The organism is Gimesia sp., from assembly GCF_040219335.1.
GTDB lineage: Bacteria > Planctomycetota > Planctomycetia > Planctomycetales > Planctomycetaceae > Gimesia.
This window is the reverse complement of the sequence record NZ_JAVJSQ010000006.1, coordinates 131,661-149,836: the sequence shown is the minus strand read 5'-3', so window position 1 is coordinate 149,836 and position 18,176 is coordinate 131,661. Positions and strand designations below refer to the sequence as shown.

General features: G+C 53.8%; 13 protein-coding genes. 12 read left to right on the top strand and 1 reads right to left on the bottom strand.

From position 1 onward, the window contains the following. Nucleotides 1-144: 144 nt before the first annotated feature. The 11 genes from RID21_RS06740 to csrA all read left to right on the top strand — a co-directional run bounded on the left by RID21_RS06740 (nucleotide 145) and on the right by csrA (nucleotide 15,051). The gene (locus tag RID21_RS06740; RefSeq protein WP_145046299.1) at nucleotides 145-411 is read left to right on the top strand and encodes a MazG nucleotide pyrophosphohydrolase domain-containing protein; all 267 of its coding nucleotides are present in this window, start codon (nucleotides 145-147) and stop codon (nucleotides 409-411) included. A 146-nt stretch (nucleotides 412-557) separates the two neighbouring features. Further along, a complete protein-coding gene (locus RID21_RS06735) occupies nucleotides 558-2,336 on the top strand; it encodes a hypothetical protein (protein WP_350187897.1) in 1,779 nt (592 codons plus the stop codon). 35 nt (nucleotides 2,337-2,371) lie between these two features. Then, nucleotides 2,372-3,271 (top strand): hypothetical protein, encoded by a 900-nt coding sequence (locus RID21_RS06730; protein ID WP_350187896.1) that lies wholly within the window; start codon nucleotides 2,372-2,374, stop codon nucleotides 3,269-3,271. A gap of 20 nt (nucleotides 3,272-3,291) precedes the next feature. Further along, nucleotides 3,292-3,948, top strand: coding sequence for a MotA/TolQ/ExbB proton channel family protein (locus RID21_RS06725; RefSeq protein WP_145186057.1), 657 nt, complete (start codon nucleotides 3,292-3,294; stop codon nucleotides 3,946-3,948). Between the two features lie 20 nt (nucleotides 3,949-3,968). Further along, on the top strand, nucleotides 3,969-4,445 hold the full coding sequence (locus tag RID21_RS06720) for an ExbD/TolR family protein (RefSeq protein WP_149342201.1): 477 nt from the start codon (nucleotides 3,969-3,971) through the stop codon (nucleotides 4,443-4,445). A gap of 107 nt (nucleotides 4,446-4,552) precedes the next feature. Beyond that, on the top strand, nucleotides 4,553-5,764 hold the full coding sequence (locus RID21_RS06715) for an ExbD/TolR family protein (RefSeq protein WP_350187895.1): 1,212 nt from the start codon (nucleotides 4,553-4,555) through the stop codon (nucleotides 5,762-5,764). Between the two features lie 62 nt (nucleotides 5,765-5,826). Next, complete coding sequence (locus RID21_RS06710; protein ID WP_350187894.1) at nucleotides 5,827-9,510, top strand: outer membrane protein assembly factor BamB family protein; 3,684 nt, start codon at nucleotides 5,827-5,829, stop codon at nucleotides 9,508-9,510. Next, the gene (locus tag RID21_RS06705; RefSeq protein WP_350187893.1) at nucleotides 9,510-12,053 is read left to right on the top strand and encodes an ABC transporter substrate-binding protein; all 2,544 of its coding nucleotides are present in this window, start codon (nucleotides 9,510-9,512) and stop codon (nucleotides 12,051-12,053) included. Before RID21_RS06710 ends, RID21_RS06705 begins: the two co-directional genes overlap by 1 nt. A 22-nt stretch (nucleotides 12,054-12,075) precedes the next feature. Further along, nucleotides 12,076-13,779, top strand: coding sequence for a hypothetical protein (locus tag RID21_RS06700; protein ID WP_350187892.1), 1,704 nt, complete (start codon nucleotides 12,076-12,078; stop codon nucleotides 13,777-13,779). Nucleotides 13,780-13,814: 35 nt separating this feature from the next. Then, nucleotides 13,815-14,609: an MOSC domain-containing protein gene (locus RID21_RS06695; RefSeq protein WP_350187891.1), complete on the top strand. Its 795-nt coding sequence runs from the start codon at nucleotides 13,815-13,817 to the stop codon at nucleotides 14,607-14,609. Nucleotides 14,610-14,853: 244 nt separating this feature from the next. Continuing rightward, the gene (gene csrA / locus RID21_RS06690) at nucleotides 14,854-15,051 is read left to right on the top strand and encodes a carbon storage regulator CsrA (RefSeq protein ID WP_145041500.1); all 198 of its coding nucleotides are present in this window, start codon (nucleotides 14,854-14,856) and stop codon (nucleotides 15,049-15,051) included. A 38-nt stretch (nucleotides 15,052-15,089) separates the two neighbouring features. On the opposite strand, the gene RID21_RS06685 is transcribed toward csrA, so the two are convergent. Beyond that, nucleotides 15,090-15,980 (bottom strand): sugar phosphate isomerase/epimerase family protein, encoded by an 891-nt coding sequence (locus tag RID21_RS06685; RefSeq protein ID WP_350187890.1) that lies wholly within the window; start codon nucleotides 15,978-15,980, stop codon nucleotides 15,090-15,092. A 274-nt stretch (nucleotides 15,981-16,254) separates the two neighbouring features. Between RID21_RS06685 and htpG the strand changes: the two genes are divergently transcribed. Continuing rightward, complete coding sequence (gene htpG / locus RID21_RS06680) at nucleotides 16,255-18,165, top strand: molecular chaperone HtpG (RefSeq protein ID WP_350187889.1); 1,911 nt, start codon at nucleotides 16,255-16,257, stop codon at nucleotides 18,163-18,165. Nucleotides 18,166-18,176: the final 11 nt, after the last annotated feature.

The window sequence follows — 18,176 nt, the reverse complement described above, 5'->3', positions numbered from 1 at the left end:
TATGATGATCTTCATTTAAACTGACGCAGACAAGGAACCATTGTGACCAACGACCTCCCCCCCGCTTCGGAAACTTCCTCGACAGACGCAAACCCGCGGCAACCCGGCTTAACGGTTTCTCAGTTCCAGGAGGTAATACATAAAATGTTTTTCGAGAAAGACCAGTCACGGGGGATCGAAGGCACGTTTATGTGGTTCATGGAAGAGGTTGGCGAACTCTCTTCTGCACTGCGTGAAAACGACGATCCACAGAACCTGGAAGAAGAATTTGCTGATGTTCTGGCCTGGCTGGCGACGATGGCGAATGTGGCGGGCGTCGATCTGGAACAGGCCGTCAGTCGCAAATATGTCCAGGGATGTCCACGGTGCAATGAGGCAGTGTGTACTTGTGATCTCTCCTGGAAGCCCTGAATCGTAAATGTGAATATCGCAATGATTTGGGGCATAAAGATTGACACTGCTTTATATCTGAATTTAGACTGGAGAGATGCGGAGAAGTTTCGGCTTCTTTCTCCTGTCAGCAATATTCTCTCATCTCAGATTGCTAACGCATCAACATGGAAAATCATTGCGCCTTAATCAGACGGAATGCGAACCAGCACCGAACCAGCCTGACTGGCATCTGGTGCCTGTGTGCTCTCCTTCTGCTCGCGTGCTTTGCCGAGCAGGCAGCAGCCCAACCTCCTCAGGCGGAGATTGACGCCGCCATCAAACGCGGAGTTGCTTTCCTCAAAAAGAAGCCCGACTATGGCCGTAGCGGCATGAATGCCTTTGTGGCATACACGCTGTTGAAAACGGGTGAATCCCCCGACTCTCCTTACATCCAGAACTGCCTGAAAAACATCATGGCAGATCATAACCAGAAGAATTCCGACGGCGAAATCGTTTATACACCGGGCGGAGATTACAATTACACTGCCGGCGTACAGCTGATGGTGTTCGAAGCGATCAGCCCGGAAAAGTATCATAATGAAATCAAGACCACGGTTGATTTTCTGATCAAGACCCAGCAACCAGCCGGCAGCTGGTATTATCCACAGCAGGAACCCAATAATGGCGACACCAGTATTACGCAGTATGCGATTCTGGGGCTCTGGGCTGCGGAACGGGCCGGGGTAATGATTCCCACCCGCGTCTGGGACAATGCCGCCCGCTGGCATCTGACAACCCAACTGCCTAATGGCGGATTTGGGTATCATCCCGGGGGCAAGACAGACCGGGGTGCCAAACATACGATGGGTGTGGCGGGGACCGGCAGTATGTATGTGATTTCCCGCCAGTTGTATCCCGACGGAAAGCCCCGCACCGCGCCTGGCAGTGGTAAGGAAGGTGAGCCCAAAAAGAAATTCGGCTTCCTGGAAAAAGTGAACCTCACCGAAAAAGATAAAGAGGGTGAGGAGAACCTGTTCACAAAACCAACGATTGCCCTGTCAGCGCTTGAGACCGGCAAAACCCGGGGCGCGAACTGGGTCGTCAACAATTACAATTATCGCAATCCGACCGGCTGGCCTAATTACTATCTATACGGGATTGAACGTCTGGCCGCTTTGGCCGATGCGAAAAAACTGGGGCCTCACGACTGGTACGCCGACGGTGCACGGCACCTCTTGATGATGCAGTTGGAAGATGGGAGCTGGAAAGGTTCGGGAAATATCGATGCCGCAACCTGCCTGGCAATCATATTTCTGGCCAAGGCAACCGTAAAAACCATTGACCGCAAGTATAAGCCCGATCCGGTAGGCTCTGGTCTCCTGGCCGGGGGACGGGGACTGCCCAAGAACCTGGCTGAGGTTCAGATGCGGAATGGTAAGGTGGAAAGCAAAACATTATCGGGAGATCTCAGCGAACTGCTGGCCCAGCTCGAAGATCCCGCAACTGCGGATCTGGACACAACCCAGGAAACACTGGTCGAAACAATTACCCTCGGGAACCGGGAAGATCTGATCAAACAGAAAGATCGGGTCCTGAAACTGATCGATGCCCGCTCTCCGGATGTCAGGCGGACTGCTGTCTGGGCATTGTCACGGACCAATGATTTTCGCATGGCTCCCTATCTGATTCGATCATTGAAAGATCCGGACCTGAGCGTGCGGATCGAGGCCCGTAACGGTCTCTGCACACTCAGCCGAAAAATCCGGGGACTGGGGATGCCCGCAGATCCCCTGGCTGATGTTCCGGAAGACCTGACAAAAGAAGAACGCGTGATCATCGCAGATCAATGGGCCGATGAAGCCACCCGACGCTGGCAGAAATGGTACAACAGCGTGAAACCCTTTGATGAAAAATTCAACCTCTACGAAGTTCTCGACCAGCTCCCCAAGTCAAAGTCCAAATAACCACCAATAGAAAACTCAGAGGATACTTTAGTACGATGGCCCAGAGCACATCACAAACCGATCATCGTAAATCGCCGGTCATGCGGGTCACCCAGTATGACCAGGTGAGTTCATCGTTGATCGCAGTTGTGCTGGCGTTGATCGTGGCAGTCCTCTGGCTCTCGATTGTCTGGTTTACCAATCGCCTCCCCCAGACAGAAAACGAGGTCGCTTTGGAAATGGTGGACCTGGCGGGTGGAGCCGAGGATGGATCGCCGGATGAAGAGCTGCTGGTGGAATCCCCGGAAGACCCCGTGGATGATCCCTCACAGATCGACACGCCGACCGAAGAGAACCAGGTCGAGGAAATGCTGGACAGTGTGGTCGAACTGTCTGACAAGGCGACTCAGCAGGTACAGCAACAGATGCAGACCGATCTGACCAACTCCGGAAAAGTCGGTAGTGCCGCGGGCACGGGAAAGCGGGCTCTGGGTTTTGGTCCGGGCAAGAAGGGATTGCCCCGCGAACAGCGCTGGTTCATCAAGTTTTCCGATCGAGGATCTTTAATCGATTACGCCAGCCAGCTGGACTATTTCAAAATCGAGCTCGGCGCCCTGCTGCGTAACGGCAAGATGGTCTATCTCTCAAATGTTTCTGCCGAAAAACCGACCAGCCGAACGGCCACTTCGGGTGAAGATGAGAAGCGACTGTATATGACCTGGCAGGGAGGCGAGCGTCGCACCAGTGACCTGAGCCTGTTCAAAAAAGCGGGTTACGATGTGACCGGGGCCATCCTGTTCCACTTCTACCCCAAAGAGGCCGAAAACCGACTCCTGCTCCTGGAGAAAAAATACCGAGATAAAAAATTCGACGAAATCCGGCGTACCTATTTTACAGTACGCGGTAATCGTGGCAGCTACGATTTTGAAGTGACCCGTCAAACTTATTTCCGATAACGAGTGCAAAGCAGGCATCCATGAACTACTCACTAGCTCCGATTTTAAACGCAGCCGGGATCGCCATCTATGTCGCCCTGGGTCTAACGGCCCTGTATGGCGTCTTCTGTGTGATTCTACTCGTCCGCCAGATCGCGCAGAAGCGATTCCTGACCCAGAACGCGGCCAATGAATTCCTCGACCAGGTCCATGAAGACATCGAACGGAAAGATTACGAAGCGGTTGTGAATCTCTGCGATTCTCCTCCTTACTGGAGTAAAGCGGTACCCCAGCTGATTCTGGTTGCCATGGCGAATATGGAGCGACCGGCCAAAAAGCTGCGACAGCTGCTCGCAGAGAAATTCGAACGTGACATTCTGGCCGACCTCGAATACCGCATGTCCTGGATCAGCACGATCGTCAAGAGTGCCCCGATGCTCGGGCTGCTGGGAACCGTGATCGGGATGATCAACGCCTTCGACAAGATCGGCAACATGCAGGAATCAGGAGGCGACCCGAGCCAGCTGGCGGGCGAGATCAGCTTCGCGCTGTTCACAACCGCCGCGGGTTTGTCGGTCGCAATTCCGCTGGTGATGGCCGGCGCTTTAATCCATATTCGCATCGCTAAACTGCAAGACTCGGTGCAGGAACACACGGGTGAGTTTCTGGATATTCTGGAAGCCTCACGTAAGTCCTGAATCGAGAAGGTGACGGGCGCATGGCACGTAAAAAATCATTATTCAATTCTGACGATAGCGGCTGGAAGAAACGTCCCGCCTCCGGTGGAGGCGACGACCTGGACATCACTCCCATGATCGACGTGACTTTCCTGTTGCTCATCTTCTTCATGGTCACATCGACGATGCAGGCGACGCAAGACTCGGATGTTCCGATCGCCCGGCATGGTGTCGGTGTAGACACCCGCAGTTCTACGATTGTACTCGTCCATAACGACGGTAACGGTCTGAATGGCCAGAGCGTTGTCGAGATTAAAGAATCGGGCGGGGCTACTGAAGTCACCCTGGATGAACTGACCGCACGCGTCCGCGAACGGGTTCAGGGAGGTGTGATGGATGTCATTATTAAAGCAGACCGGAATGTCCCGCACGGGTTCGTCCAGGAAGTCACCCGGGCCGTTACCGATGTGGATGGTGTGAAGTTCTATATTGGAATTGAAGAGAAGAAAGACAGGTAAATATTCTCAGTTGGTGCATTACAGCCTGCTGATATTTAAGATTTAAGACTGAATACGAAATTATGCCGATCAAGTTTTACTGTAAACACTGTGGCCAGAGATTGAGCGTGGCCAGCAAGAAAGCCGGGAAGAAAGTTGCCTGCCCGGCCTGCAAGGGTCGCATTACGATCCCAGTGGAGAGTGAAGCCCGGCGAATAGAGAAAACACCAGATCCGAGTGAAACACCTGGCAAGAAAGCATCTTCATCAACAAAAAAGAAAAAACCAGCCAAAGCCGCTCCACCAACAGAAGCGATGCTGGATGCGGACCAGAACCAGTTCCTGGAAGATCTGGACGACATGGGTCCCCTGGGCGAAAGTTGGGATGAACTGCTGGATGGGGACTGGGACGCCGCCGCATCCACAGAAACAGAAGAGGCTGCGATCGAGGAACGGGAACCGGCCCCTGAACCCGCGTCCCAGCCTGAGAAACAACCAACGAAAGCGAAAAGCTCTCCCCCACGGAAGCCGGTGATTGAACCTGCTCCCGAACCTGAGCCAGAGCCTGCTCCTCCTGTGACACCAGCTGCAGAAACAGAAGTCACAGCTGAAACGAGTCCCGAGCCCGAGACTTCTGAAGAAGACGCTCTGCTGGCAGCCTCTAAATGGCTCGAAGAGATTGAATCGCCCGAAGCTGATGAAGACCTCGCGACAGAACCGGTATCAGAGCGACCAGCCGAAACTGAGCAAGACGACGCGGCAGAACTTGAGGAAGTTGCGAGTACAGAGCCAGAACCGGATACAGAAACAGCTCCGAAGCCGGTAGCTGCGTCTGCCCCCAGCCCCCGCTTTGTTGTGGAAGAGGAAGCAGACGATGACGATGATGACGACGAAGGCTTTTCCATTCGCTCGGCCGAGTCGGAGTTTGAGGAGATGGATCTGACGCCGATGGTCGACGTGACCTTTCTGCTACTGATTTTCTTCATGATTACCGCTTCCTTCAGCCTGCAGAAAAGTATTCAGGTTCCTCCGCCGAATCCAGATGAAGACGGCGTTTCACAGTCGTTGCAGACGCTGGATGATTTCCGGGAGGAATCCATTATCGTTGAGATCGACAGTAATAACGGCATTTATGTCGATGACACCAAGCTGTCCAACCCTTCGGAGATCGTACAGGCGATCCTGGATCGACGTGATGAGGGGGGTAGACCCAAATCAGAACTCGTCCTAAGTGCACACAAAGCGGCGCGGCATGAGACGGTCGTTGCTGTTGTGGATGCGGCGAACGAGGTTGGCATGCAGAAAATCAGACTCGCATCGTACAAAGGACCTGATGACTGACAGTAGCACTCGTGATTGTGTCTTCACCGCGTTCTACAGTCCTGAAAAGATAAGTAAGCTTCATGGCCAGATTAGAAATCTCATTCTTATCCGGAAATACTCAAAACATTGAGCTCTCCAAGCAGCAGCCGATCTCGATTGGCAGCCATTCGTCCAATGACCTGCAGGTGGACAATGTGGCTTCCATGCAGTGCCGGATCAGCTGGAACAAAAAAGGGTACGAATTGATCGCCGCGACCAGCGATGGCGTGGAGATTAACGGCGTGATGTCGGGGCGTTCTCAACTGAATGACGGGGACCTGATCCGAATCGGTGAAGCCGACATTCTGTTTACCGACGAAGTCGACCTGCTCGATCTGGACGCCCCCCTGCCCGATGTCACGGGTGACAATGAAAGTTCGATGTACGACCTCAAGCCGGTCAGTTCGGAACAACTGGATTTCAATCGTCCCCAACCGGAACCCGTAATTCCAGATAAATCAGAGCCGGAAAAGGCGTCTTCCAAATCAGGTTCGAAAAAGAAAAACGGTTCCAAATCCAGCAAGCAGAAATCATCCAGGTCTTCAAAAGCATCCACACCAGCTCCCGAAGAGAAACCAGAGGATGAATTTCTGGAAGATGATGACCTGGACCTCGCCTCTGCCGCAGAGTTGCTGACGGACGCCGAACCCGAGGCAGACCGTTCACCAGCCCCGAAACACTTTTTATCCCGTACCAACGAGAATTCCGCGGCGACCAGCGAGGAAGAAGACTCCCCCGATAAAGAGAAAGCGGATTCGCTCTCACTGAAAGATCGGATCCGCCATCGCTCATCACGGAACGCCGTCCGTCCTGGCGAGCGTCAGATTGTGCGTTCGCCCATGATTCTCTCCCTGGTCGGCGGCAGTGTTCTGCTTGCACTGACCGCGCTGGTCTTCTGGTTTATCATTGGCCGCGATACGGCAAAACGGCACTATGATGCTGCCGTCCAGGAAATGGAAGCGGGCAAGTATTCACAGGCCATCCAGCTCTTCGAGTACTTCCTCGAGAATTACAACAAGAGTGACTACGCCGAGGAAGCCCGGATTTTACTCAGTAAATCGTTCGTCGAAAAAGAGATCTCCGGTTCAACCCCCGCCTGGCAGGCCGGCCTGGAAGCCACCCAGGGCTTTATCAAGAAACACCGCGATGATTCCGACTTCAAAGAGCTCTACCCGACACTGACCGATTACGGACAGCGGATCGCGTTGGGAGCCGTTCAAACCGCGAGTCGCACCAAAGAGCGTGAACTGCTGGACGTCTCCACGGAAGCCGAAAAGATTCTCACCCGCTACAGTCCACCAGATGCACCGCCGACCGAAGCACTGGCAAAAATCAAAGCTGGCTACGAAAAAGCAGAAGCGGAGATTCTGCGGAAAGAGGTCTTCGATGTAGCCGTCAAGGAGATCGAAGAAGCGATCAAACAGAAGCAGACCTTGAAGGCACTCGAACAGCGCAGGCACCTGCTCGACCGCTATCCCTATTATCAGAACGATCGTAAGATGTCGACGGTGCTGACCCGCATCCTGGAAGCGGAACAGGCGCTGATCCAGTCCAGTAACGAAGCGATCGCCGGTTCGACGAAAGATTATCCGGATGCCTTTCCGCAGGCGGTCACTCTGTCGCTGCACACCCGCTCAAGGTCCAATGAAGTTTCTGACGGACGCAATGTTTTCGCTCTGGCCAACGGCAGCTGTTTCGGCATTGACTCTGTGACCGGCGATCCCATCTGGAAACGGCCCATCGGACTGGATTCGCCGTTTCCTCCCGAAACGGTCACCGTGAAAGAACCGTCACTGCTCCTGTATGACACACGCCACAACGACCTGCTCTGCGTCACCCAGAAGAGTGGTGAACTGGTCTGGCGACAGCAGATGCCTTCACGCCCCACGGGGCCTCCCCTGGTCAACCAGGGCACGATCGTCGTTTCCTGCCAGGGTGGCGAATTGCTGAACCTGGATCTGCAGACAGGGGCCATTGCTGCCCAGCTCAAGTTTGCCCAGCCCCTGGTGGGGGCTCCCGGTCTGGTTTATGGCGAACAGTCCGTCGCGGTCGCCGGCTATGAGGGGATGTTGTACCTTGTCTCACTGCGTCCCTTTGAATGCACCAAGGTCGCAGCCCTCGGACATCGCCCCGGCACCATTCAGATTCCGATTATCCCCATGGGTAAGCTACTGATGGTCTGCGAAAATGACCAGGCCGACGCCGCCCTGCTCCACGTACTGGACGGGGATGGCCAGAACGCAACTTTAAATGAACTGGAACAGTTCCGCATTAAAGGTCAGGTTCACAGCCAGCCGATCATGCGCGGGAAGCAACTGTTTTTCCCGACTGTCCCCGAACGAATCACGGCCTTCACCGTCACAGATGAAGAAGGAAAACGAAAGCTCACGGAGATCGGCTCTTACCAGCTGCAGGATCCCCTCTCCTGTCAGATCTATCTGTCCGCTGGTTCCGGTGGTCAGCTCTGGATGAGCAGTTCAGCCCTCCGAAAATTCACCCTGCTGAGTACCGGCATCAAAATGGATGACCAGAAAATCGCCGATGGTCTGGGATCACAGCCGATGCAGCTGATTGGAAATAATCTGTACCTCGGACGGCGGTTGCTCTCTTCCAATTCGGTCATTTTCACGATCGCGAACCGGAATGAGATGACCAGCACCTGGAAATCGATTCTGGGAACCGACATTCTGGCCGTTTACCCTTATGGTGACGACAAGGAGCCGCAACCTGGTCTGCTCTGTATTACTTCTGATGGCGATGTATTTCGATTGCGGGCCAATGACTTCGAATCATCCTCGGCTGGTTTCATGGAACGATCGCTGACGCAGCTCAAGCTGCCGGAGAACCTGAAAGCACCACTGCAGTCGACACGTCTGACCGATGGTAAAATCGCCGTGATCTGTGGCGCACCACAACCGACTTTGTGGATTCTGAACAGATTTGGTCAGTTGGAACAGACAATCGAACTGCCAGAGCCTCTTGAGGCGCTGCCTATTCAAATCGGCGATGGCATTGCGTTACCGTTCAAACGCAAGGTGGCTGTCTTCCGGAAAGGGCGCGGCTTGAATACGGTTCAGGAATTTGCCCTGCCCGGAAATGTGGGCAAGGATGTTCGCTGGCGTCAACTGATCCCGACTGGCAAAGATCAGTGTCTGGCCATCACCACTGCCGGTCAGATTATTACACTCCAATATCGCAACACCCCGGTACGTCATCTGGCAGCACTCTCGACCATCGACCTGAAACAACCAGTCGATGTGGATGCGGGTATCAGCCAGACGGACATTGCAGTCACGGATGCCTCAGGTCAACTGCAGGTTTTGGATGCAAAAACGGGGCAATTGAAAACCAAGCTGCAACTCCCTGCCCCTGCCTCCAATGACCTCTGGATTACAGACAATCTGCTGTTTGTCGAATCTCGAAAGACGCTGACCTGCTACGAATTGAAAGACAGCCTGCAGCAGTTATGGCAATTGAAACTGCCGGGCCACTCCCTGGCGGGTTCTCCTTCGAAAGATAGCAGTCGACTGTTTCTGTCACTGCAGAATGGCAGCGTCCTGGCAGTCGATCCTCAAACGGGCCGGGTCCAGTCCGAAACTATGGCGCCGCTCCCCAGCAGTGGTTCCGTCGTCACGCTTGAGAAGCTGTTACTGGTGCCGAGCGTGGATGGCAGCCTGTATCGCATCGATCAGGGTCTGCAGCAGAAAGGTCAGGCTTCGCTATGATGAAATGCGGCAAGTTCCTGATCCTGCTGATGAGCGTCATCGGCCTCACCTGTTCTGTGGGGCTGTCCGACAGCTTTGCGCAAAATGAGAACAAGACAGATCCCCCGAAAGCAAAACAGGATGGAAAAACCGAAACCGAAGAAGAAACGGCAGAGTCTTCACTTCCCAAAATCGAGGAGATGCAACTCCCGTCCGTGGAAGACCTGCTAAAGAAGCGTCCGGTCGACTGGATCGTCCTGGAAAATGATTATGTGCTGATCGTCGATCCCGTCTATCCCCGCCCCGATACGCTGGGACAACTTGAAGCATCCATGAAAGAGAGTTTCAGCTGGCCGCGTCCCAAGAATAAAAAAGAAGCTGATGAGCAGCGTCAGAAACGGGCGACATTCAATTTCATCAACCTGACGCTGGTCGGCGAAAAAGAAGATCCTGAGTACCGGGTCCAACGACAGAACATCAAACAGATCGTGCATTACGAAGATCAGATCCTGCAGCGAATCGATCTGCTGCTGAAAGACGGCGATCTGAAAACGGCGTTTGAAATGCTGCTCTTCCTCGACCGCAGACACCGGGACTGGCCCGGCTTTGAACAGCGACAGCAGCGGCTGCTGTTTCTCGAAGCCCAGGACAAACAGAAGGCAGAACAGTACGTCAATGCGCTGGCATTCGTTGAAGACCTGCAAAGTCGTGTCCCCGATTACCCGGGACTGAGTAAACTTGCCGGGGAAATCATCAACAGCATGATCACCCGGGCCGTAAAAGTGGAGGATTATCGCGAGGCCCATCACTACCTGAATCGACTGGCAGCGATCTACCCCCGACAGGAAACCGTAGCGAAGTGGCGAGAGACGTTTCTGAAACAGTCCAATGAGATCCTGCAGAAAGCGAATCAGAGTGCCAAAGCTGATCAGTATCAGCAGGCGTTCGACCTGGTGATGGAAGCCTCGATTGTCTGGCCCTCTAATCCCCGTTTACGGGATGACCTGCGGCGGTATCAGGCGCGATATCCGGTCATCAATGTCGGAGTGCTGGGAACAGCTCTGGATCAGAGCCCCTATTTCCTCGAACACAATGCGACCCGTCGTCATAAAAAGCTGACGCAAATTCCTCTGTTCGAAGTCGGCAAAGTAGACCAGACACCTCAGTACCAGAGTCGTTTCTTTGAACAATGGGAACCGACCGACCTGGGCCGACGGGCCGACTTCGTCCTGCGTCAGTCGTATGCCACCTGGGAGTCGCATCCGATGCTGCTGGCTGCCGACATTGCCCAGGCGGTCCGGGCCAGACTGACTCCCGGCTCGAGTACCTACGACGAACGTTTCGACAGCTACGTGCATTCGGTCACGTCTACAGCCCCGTTTGAATTTCGCATTCATTTTGACCGGGTCCCCTTGAGTACCGAATGGCTGCTCTCATTCCCGATTACTTCCCCACCCGCATTCAGCGCCGTCGTAGCTAATCCTGAAGACGTACGCCTGGAGACGGAACAGAAAATCGGTGCGACCAGCCGCTTCGTTGTGGATGAGCAGGAATCAATGGCTTCGGACCAGGTCAGCTATGTGCGGGCCGTCCCCGAACCCAAGGGACTGCGCGATTATAATGTAGCCCAGATCAACGAAGTCCATTATTCCAACTTTGAAAAATCGTTCCAGGCACTGTTGCGCGGGGAAGTCGCGGTGCTTCCATTCCTGCCGGCCGGTCTGGTCTCCTATTTCAAAGAGCAGGATGAGTTCAATGTCGTCCAAAGTGCGATTCCGCTGACTCATGTGCTGCAGTTCAACCCGGAAAGTAAACCGCTGCAGATTCTCGAACTTCGCCGGGCACTGGCCTATGCCATCGATCGCCAGAAGATTCTCAACGAGAAACTGCTGCATGAAAACAACCTGTTAAACGGTCGCCTGGTGACGGCCCCGTATTACACGGGTCTCCAGGTTTACAATCAGCAGGTGCCTCAACGCGAATACAATTTTCCGCTGGCGGTAGCCCTCGCGGTGGCGTCACAGAAGAAACTGGGAGGACAATTCCCACCCCTGCATATGCTGTGTGACCCTAATCCCGAAGCACAGGATGCAGCCCAGGAGCTGATCAAGGCCTGGCAACGGATTGGCGTCAACGTCACGCTGATCCCCAATACGCCTGAAGAAGCAAAAAAAGAGAAACTGGAATGGGACATCGTCTATCGCACGACCGCGATGACCGAACCAATTATGGAACTCTGGCCTTTCCTGACCGTGGGGAGAGGCGCTGAGATTAAATCACTGGAGATTTTCCCGGACTGGATGCGACAGAAACTGATTGAGCTCGATGAAGCGACCGACTGGGAAACCGCGACCGCGCTGCTGAAGAAGCTGCAACAGCAGCTGTACTCCATGGCGCACATTGTTCCGCTTTGGGAAATCGACCAGTTTCATGTGTTCCGTACGAATATCAAAGGGTACGCCGACCGGCCCCTGAATTTTTATGATAATGTCGAGCAGTGGGTTACGACCCCCGTCTACCCGCGGGTTGAAACACTGACGTCGACACAGACGACCTCACCATAGACTCAGGAATCAGAATTACTCCATGCGTTGGTTTGATGCTTTCATATTTGGTTGCTGCCTGACATTGATCGGGATATTCTGTCTGCCTACAGAGAACGCCCACGGTGCGCAGGCAGAGACTACGACCACGGAGCAATCAGAAACCGAACCAGATTCAGAGCCGAATTCTGAGCCAGCGTCCAAGCCCGAATCCGAACAGAAAGCCGAGCCAGAATCTAAGCCCGAACCAAAGCCAACTGCCCAGCCTGACACGCGACACATCAGCTTACGGCCTTACCGAATCCGCATCGAACTGGCTTTTGCGTCTGAATGTCGTCTGACCGATTTCGACCGCCGGCAGATATTCACACGCTTGCCCCAGATTATTGAACGTTCCGCGGGTGAGAAATGGGAATTGAATCCGCCCACACCTGGCGAGAACACAGCCGGGGTCTTTGAAAATGCCTGGCTGACACTCCCCACCAGCGCCGGTCTGAACCGCCTGTCAGCAGCGCAGGTACTGCAGCAGTATCCCACGCAGGCATTTGACAAGTTGTTTCTGCTGACAGTGGAGTCAGCGGGAATCGGGTACCAAATCGCGGGCCGGGAGTTCGATGTCGATTCCCAGCAGTTAGGACCACTGGTCGAACAGACGACCTATGCAAGACCGTTTCTGGCAGAGACCAGTTTTCAGATTCTCCGCAACCTGTTTTCCGCGGTTGTCACAATAGAAGCGGTCGAAGGTGACCAGGCGATCGTCAGCGAACAGGGGAGTCAGTACCTGACACCTGACCCCGCGATCGGCACCCTGCAGAAACGGGACTTCTTTGTACCGTTCTTCCGCTATCTGAATCGAGATCGTGAAGTCAAAGATATTCAGATGATTCCCTGGACCTATCTTATTCTGGAAGAGGTCGACCGCAAGCATGCCCGCTGTTCGATTTCTTCCGGCTTGCGAGGCATTCTGAGCAGCAGTCGCCGGCGGGTCGAAATGCAGGCCATCCGGGTCGTCCCGCGTTTTCCCGAGACGGAACTCGCCTTGGTTCCACGGGGGACTTCAACTCAGTCTTACGCCGGGATGCGAGTCCAGATTTCTCCGCTGAATCCGCAGGAAGTCCGTCAGTTGCAGGTTGCAGCGCAGAAAGAGAGCGAAGAGACCGGCAAAAAAGTTTCTTTCGAGAAGGAATACATCACTGAGGAACTGCTGACCAACCGGGAGGGAACGATCACCGTCAAAGCCGATCCGTCCGATCCGTTAATCTGGCTCTATGTCCGCAGTGGTAAAGCTCTGGTGGCGAATGTGCCTTATATTCCCGGCATCGCACCGCGGACTGCAATCCAGGTTCCCGATGACCGGATTCGTCTGGGCGTCGAAGGGGAACTGGCAGTTCTCAACGGGGAATTAATCGAAGAGGTCGCTTCCCTCTCGATGCAGATGTCCCGCATCCGCAGTTGGGCGAAAAAGAATGACTGGAAGAAAGTGGATGGAGGAATTCGCGAACTGGAGAGCGGCATTTCCCCAAGACAGATCTTCCAGGACAAGTTAACCGTGATCCGCGTGACCGCGACCGAAGCCGCCCAGGAACAACGGAACCGGGCCGCCGAATCCCGGATTGCCACTCTCTGTCGAGAAGCAGAATCCCGCATCAACCGTTTTCTGGATCCCACGGGGATTATTGATTTCAAAGCCGAGATCAAAGACCTGCGTGATCTCCAGGAACAGGAACGTCCCAAACGTCGCAGATGAAATCCCCCTGTCCCCGCTCAGGATAAACTCACCCCATGTGGACTCTCTCTCGCATCGCCTTGTATCCGGTGAAATCGCTCGACCCGATGTTTGTTGAACAGGCCGAAGTACTCCCCGGAGGAGGCCTGGCCTGGGATAGGCAGTATGCTTTATTTGATGCGGACGGAAAGGTCATCAATGCGAAGAAGCAGTCCACTATTCAACAGATCCGGGCCAGTTTCGATCTCGCCGGGCAGACGATCACTGTTTCCGCGCCTGACCGCGATCTCGCCGCGGAGCAGTTTGCGCTCTCAGAAAACCAACCCGGTCTTGCAGCGTGGTTCAGCGAATATTTCGATCAGCGCGTGACTCTGAAAGAGAACCGCACCACCGGCTTTCCCGACGATCTCGAAGCCTCAGGGCCGACGATCATCAGCACGCAGACGTATGAAGAACTTGCCCGCTGGTTTCCAGGGATCTCGGTCGATGAATTGCGGCTGCGGTTCCGGGCCAACCTGGAATTCGCGGGGGACCTCCCCTTCTGTGAAGACCGGCTTTACAACTCTCTGGATCCGCCGGTGCTGTTCCGGGCAGGAGCGGTGACCTTCGCCGGTTCGAACCCCTGCAAGCGGTGTGTGGTTCCCTCACGTGTTCCGACGACTGGCCAGACGGATGCCCAGTTCATGAAGACGTTCATTCGGAAACGGGAGGAAACATTTCCCTCCTGGGGCGTGCTGTCACTGTTCCGGAACATGTATCGGCTGGCAGTCAACACGCGTCTGCATGAGCTGCCCGAGGGTCAACCGCCGCGAATTCAGTGCGGTGACACACTGGAAATTCTTTCCCGATAGTACGGGCTGCAGCGAAAATTCAACAAAAATGTCCAGGTGCAGAATCGCGCTAACCGTTATATTCCTGTGGAAGAGACAGGCGGTTAGAGGTTTCCCCTGCTTTTTTTGAAGATCCAGGCAGACTGTTCAAAAACAGTACGCTAAGTTTCAAGTGTCGCTTTTCAGAAACAGCTGCGAAAAAAACACGCACTGTTTCCCAAAGAAAGCTTTGAAAAACCTCCCAACTTATTCGCAGGGAATCGCGATGCTTGTTCTCAGCCGTAAAAAAGACGAAAAAATTATGATTGGTGATTCAATCACATTGATGGTGATTGAAATCAAGAACGACAAAGTCCGCCTTGGAATCGAAGCACCGAAAGACGTTACCGTACACCGGGAAGAAGTCTACGCTGCGATCAAGGAACAGTCTGCACACGACAGTAAAGACTTTACATCTCACTAGTCGTTTCTGACCGTCTTTCAACCAGCCGCCCGCAGGAATCAGCTGTCTTGTGCCTGCGCCCACATTTTGTCGAACAGTTTACTCTGTTCTGCCAGGGCCGCCACGGGATCACCTTTAGGTAGTTTTCCTTCTTCCAGCATCAGCCAGCCGGTGTAATTCGCTCCCGCCATCAGTTCAAAGAACCGTTTGTGCGGATAGGGATTATGAATCAGGTCGTGAATGTGTGTCGTATCGCCGAGGCGATCTTTCACCATCGCGAAATTCGCATCCAGGCCTGCCCCTTCCAGATCCTGCTTGTTGCAGTTCCAGCAGATCGCCACATTGGGATGATCGGCTACATCCAGAATTTTTCGGATCGTAGGCAGATGAGCACATTTGCCGTGGACTTCCAGACGAATCTGCTGTCCGTAGTCGGCACCGAAGGCTCCCATTTCATTCAGTGATTTTCCGATCTGTTCGATGGTCACTTCTTCGGGAACGTTCTTGTGAAATGAATCGGGTTTAACCTTAACGCCGGTTCCCCCTACATCATGACTGAGTTTGATGAACTCTTTCGTCGCTTCTTTGGCCTGCTTCAGCACGTCGGCATTCGGGTTGTCGTAACGCTCGTTGCTGCCGATACCCACCAGGGTAACGGGGCTGTCCATGAATTTCTTTGCGACTTCGCGGCGTTCGTTTTTGTTCAGATCGCGTTCGACGCCGTGCTTGTGTGTGGTCCGCAGTTCGACGCCAAGGACGTTCGCGGTTTCACAGTTTTTCAGTAGCGTAGGCAGATCCCAGTCTTTCGCCCACTGATAGGTCACCAGACCGTATTGTGCCTGAGCTTTCTTTTCTTCGGCACGAGCGAGGGCCGGCAGGCCTCCCCCCATTGCCAGCATTCCCCCCAGTGCACTTGTTTTCAAAAAGTCGCGGCGGGAGTAAAATACCATATCAGTGATCTCCGTTGTGTAGGAATGCTGTGTCAATTGCCTCACTCTCGCGGGCTGCCTCTATTATTACGCAGGTCGCTCACAGATTACAAACGTCTTTTGAATGGTTTTCTGAGTTAAGTCGGTCTGCAGCCGATTGGGGCAACTTTACAAGTCATTCCGTTCTCTTTATAAACGGAGCACGATCTGTCCGGCTGTCGCATGTTGACCAGCAGGGCATCAATGTTGATTGATTCGTTACTCTATTTGTCTGTTTTCGATTCAGAGAAAGATCATGAACGAAAAAACCGCACCAGAAAAATTCACGTTTCAGGCAGAAATCAAAAAACTTCTCGATCTGCTTTCCCACTCCCTGTACCAGAATCGGGAAATCGCCATCCGGGAGCTGATCTCAAACGCCTCGGATGCCCTGGACAAGTACCGGTTCCTTTCGTTGACGGATGAATCCCTCAAAGATGAGCAGCCTCTTGAGATTCGTCTCGAGCCGGACAAAGAAAACCGCGTACTGGCCATCTGTGACAACGGCGTCGGGATGACTCACGATGAGTTGATCGAGAATATCGGAACCATCGCTCACAGTGGTTCGCTGGACTTTCTGAAAAATGCCCAGGGCGATGAAAAAGAAGAAGTCTCGCTGATCGGAAAATTCGGCGTCGGTTTCTACTCCGCCTTCATGCTGGCCGACAAGGTCGAAGTCCTGACCCGCAGCTGTCGGGAAGAAACAGGCTGGAAATGGGAATCGGACGGTTCCGGCGACTTCACCATCGAACCGCAGGAAGACATCGGCCGGGGAACTTCCATTCGCCTGCATCTCCGCAAAGATCTGGATGAATACACCCAGGACACGCGGCTCAAATACATCCTCAATAAATATTCGACCTTCGTTCCCTACCCGATCAAGCTGGGGGAAGAACTGGTCAACGATCAGAAGCCGATCTGGATCGAGCCCAAAACGCAGCTCACCCAAGAGCAGTACGACGGCTTCTACCAGTACCTGGCTCACAATGGAGAAGAATCGGCCCGTTGGCACCTGCATCTCAGCAGCGATTCACCGTTCCAGTTCCACGCCATTCTTTATTGTCCGCAGACCAACCTGGAACTGATGGGCTTTGGCCGGACCGAGCACGGCATCAGCCTGTGTGCGAAACGGATCCTGGTACAGAATGATAACCGGGACCTGCTCCCCGAATACCTGCGGTTCCTGTATGGCCTGGTCGACTCAGCCGACCTGCCGTTGAATATTTCACGCGAATCACTGCAGGACAATACCGTATTTCGCAAAATTAAAAAGGTACTCACCAAACGAGTGCTCTCTCACCTGGCGTCGATGGCCAAGGACGACGAAGATAAGTATCTCGAGTTCTATCGCCAGTTCGGCAGTGCCCTCCGGGAAGGCATCGGCACCGATTTCGAGAACCGCGACACCCTTGCCAAACTGCTGCGGTTCCCTTCGTCACGTGGGACCTCTGAAAACGAGCTCGTTTCGCTGGAAGACTATCTCGAAAAGGCCGACGAGAACCAGAAGCAGATCTATTACCTGGGCGGTAATGATTTCCATACGATTTCCCGCAATCCAAACCTGGAAATCTTCCGCAAGAAGGGGATAGAAGTCTTCTATCTGCCTGATCCAATGGACGAAATTGTCCTCTCTAATCTGGCGAAGTTCGAAGAGTTTGATATCGTCTCGATCGACTCTGCCGAGGTAAAACTGCCGGGCGACGAGAAAGCGGAAGCGGACAGCGACGAAAAAGAGGACGACAAGAAGGAAGAACAGGAAGCGCTGTCTCCCGAGTTCGAGAAGGTTCTCTCACTGTTTACGGATGAACTGAAAGACGACGTGGAATCGGTGACCAAATCGGATCGCCTGACCGACAGTCCCTGCTGTCTGGTGATGCCGGAAGGGGCCATCAGCTCGCAGCTGCAGAAAGTCCTGAGTATGAACAATAAGGACTTCCCGACCAGCAAACGGATTCTGGAAATCAATCCGGACGCCGAGCTGATCAAGCGGCTCTGCACGCTCTCGTCGAACGCTGATCAGCATGCATTCATTAAGCAGTGCGGCCGGCAGCTGTTCTGGAACGCATCACTGATGACGGGGATCGCAACCAGCCCGGAAGAGATCACGTCCAATATCCAGAGCATGATGGAAGAGCTGGCACAGAAACGCTCTCCCATCATTACCTAGGAGACTTATTG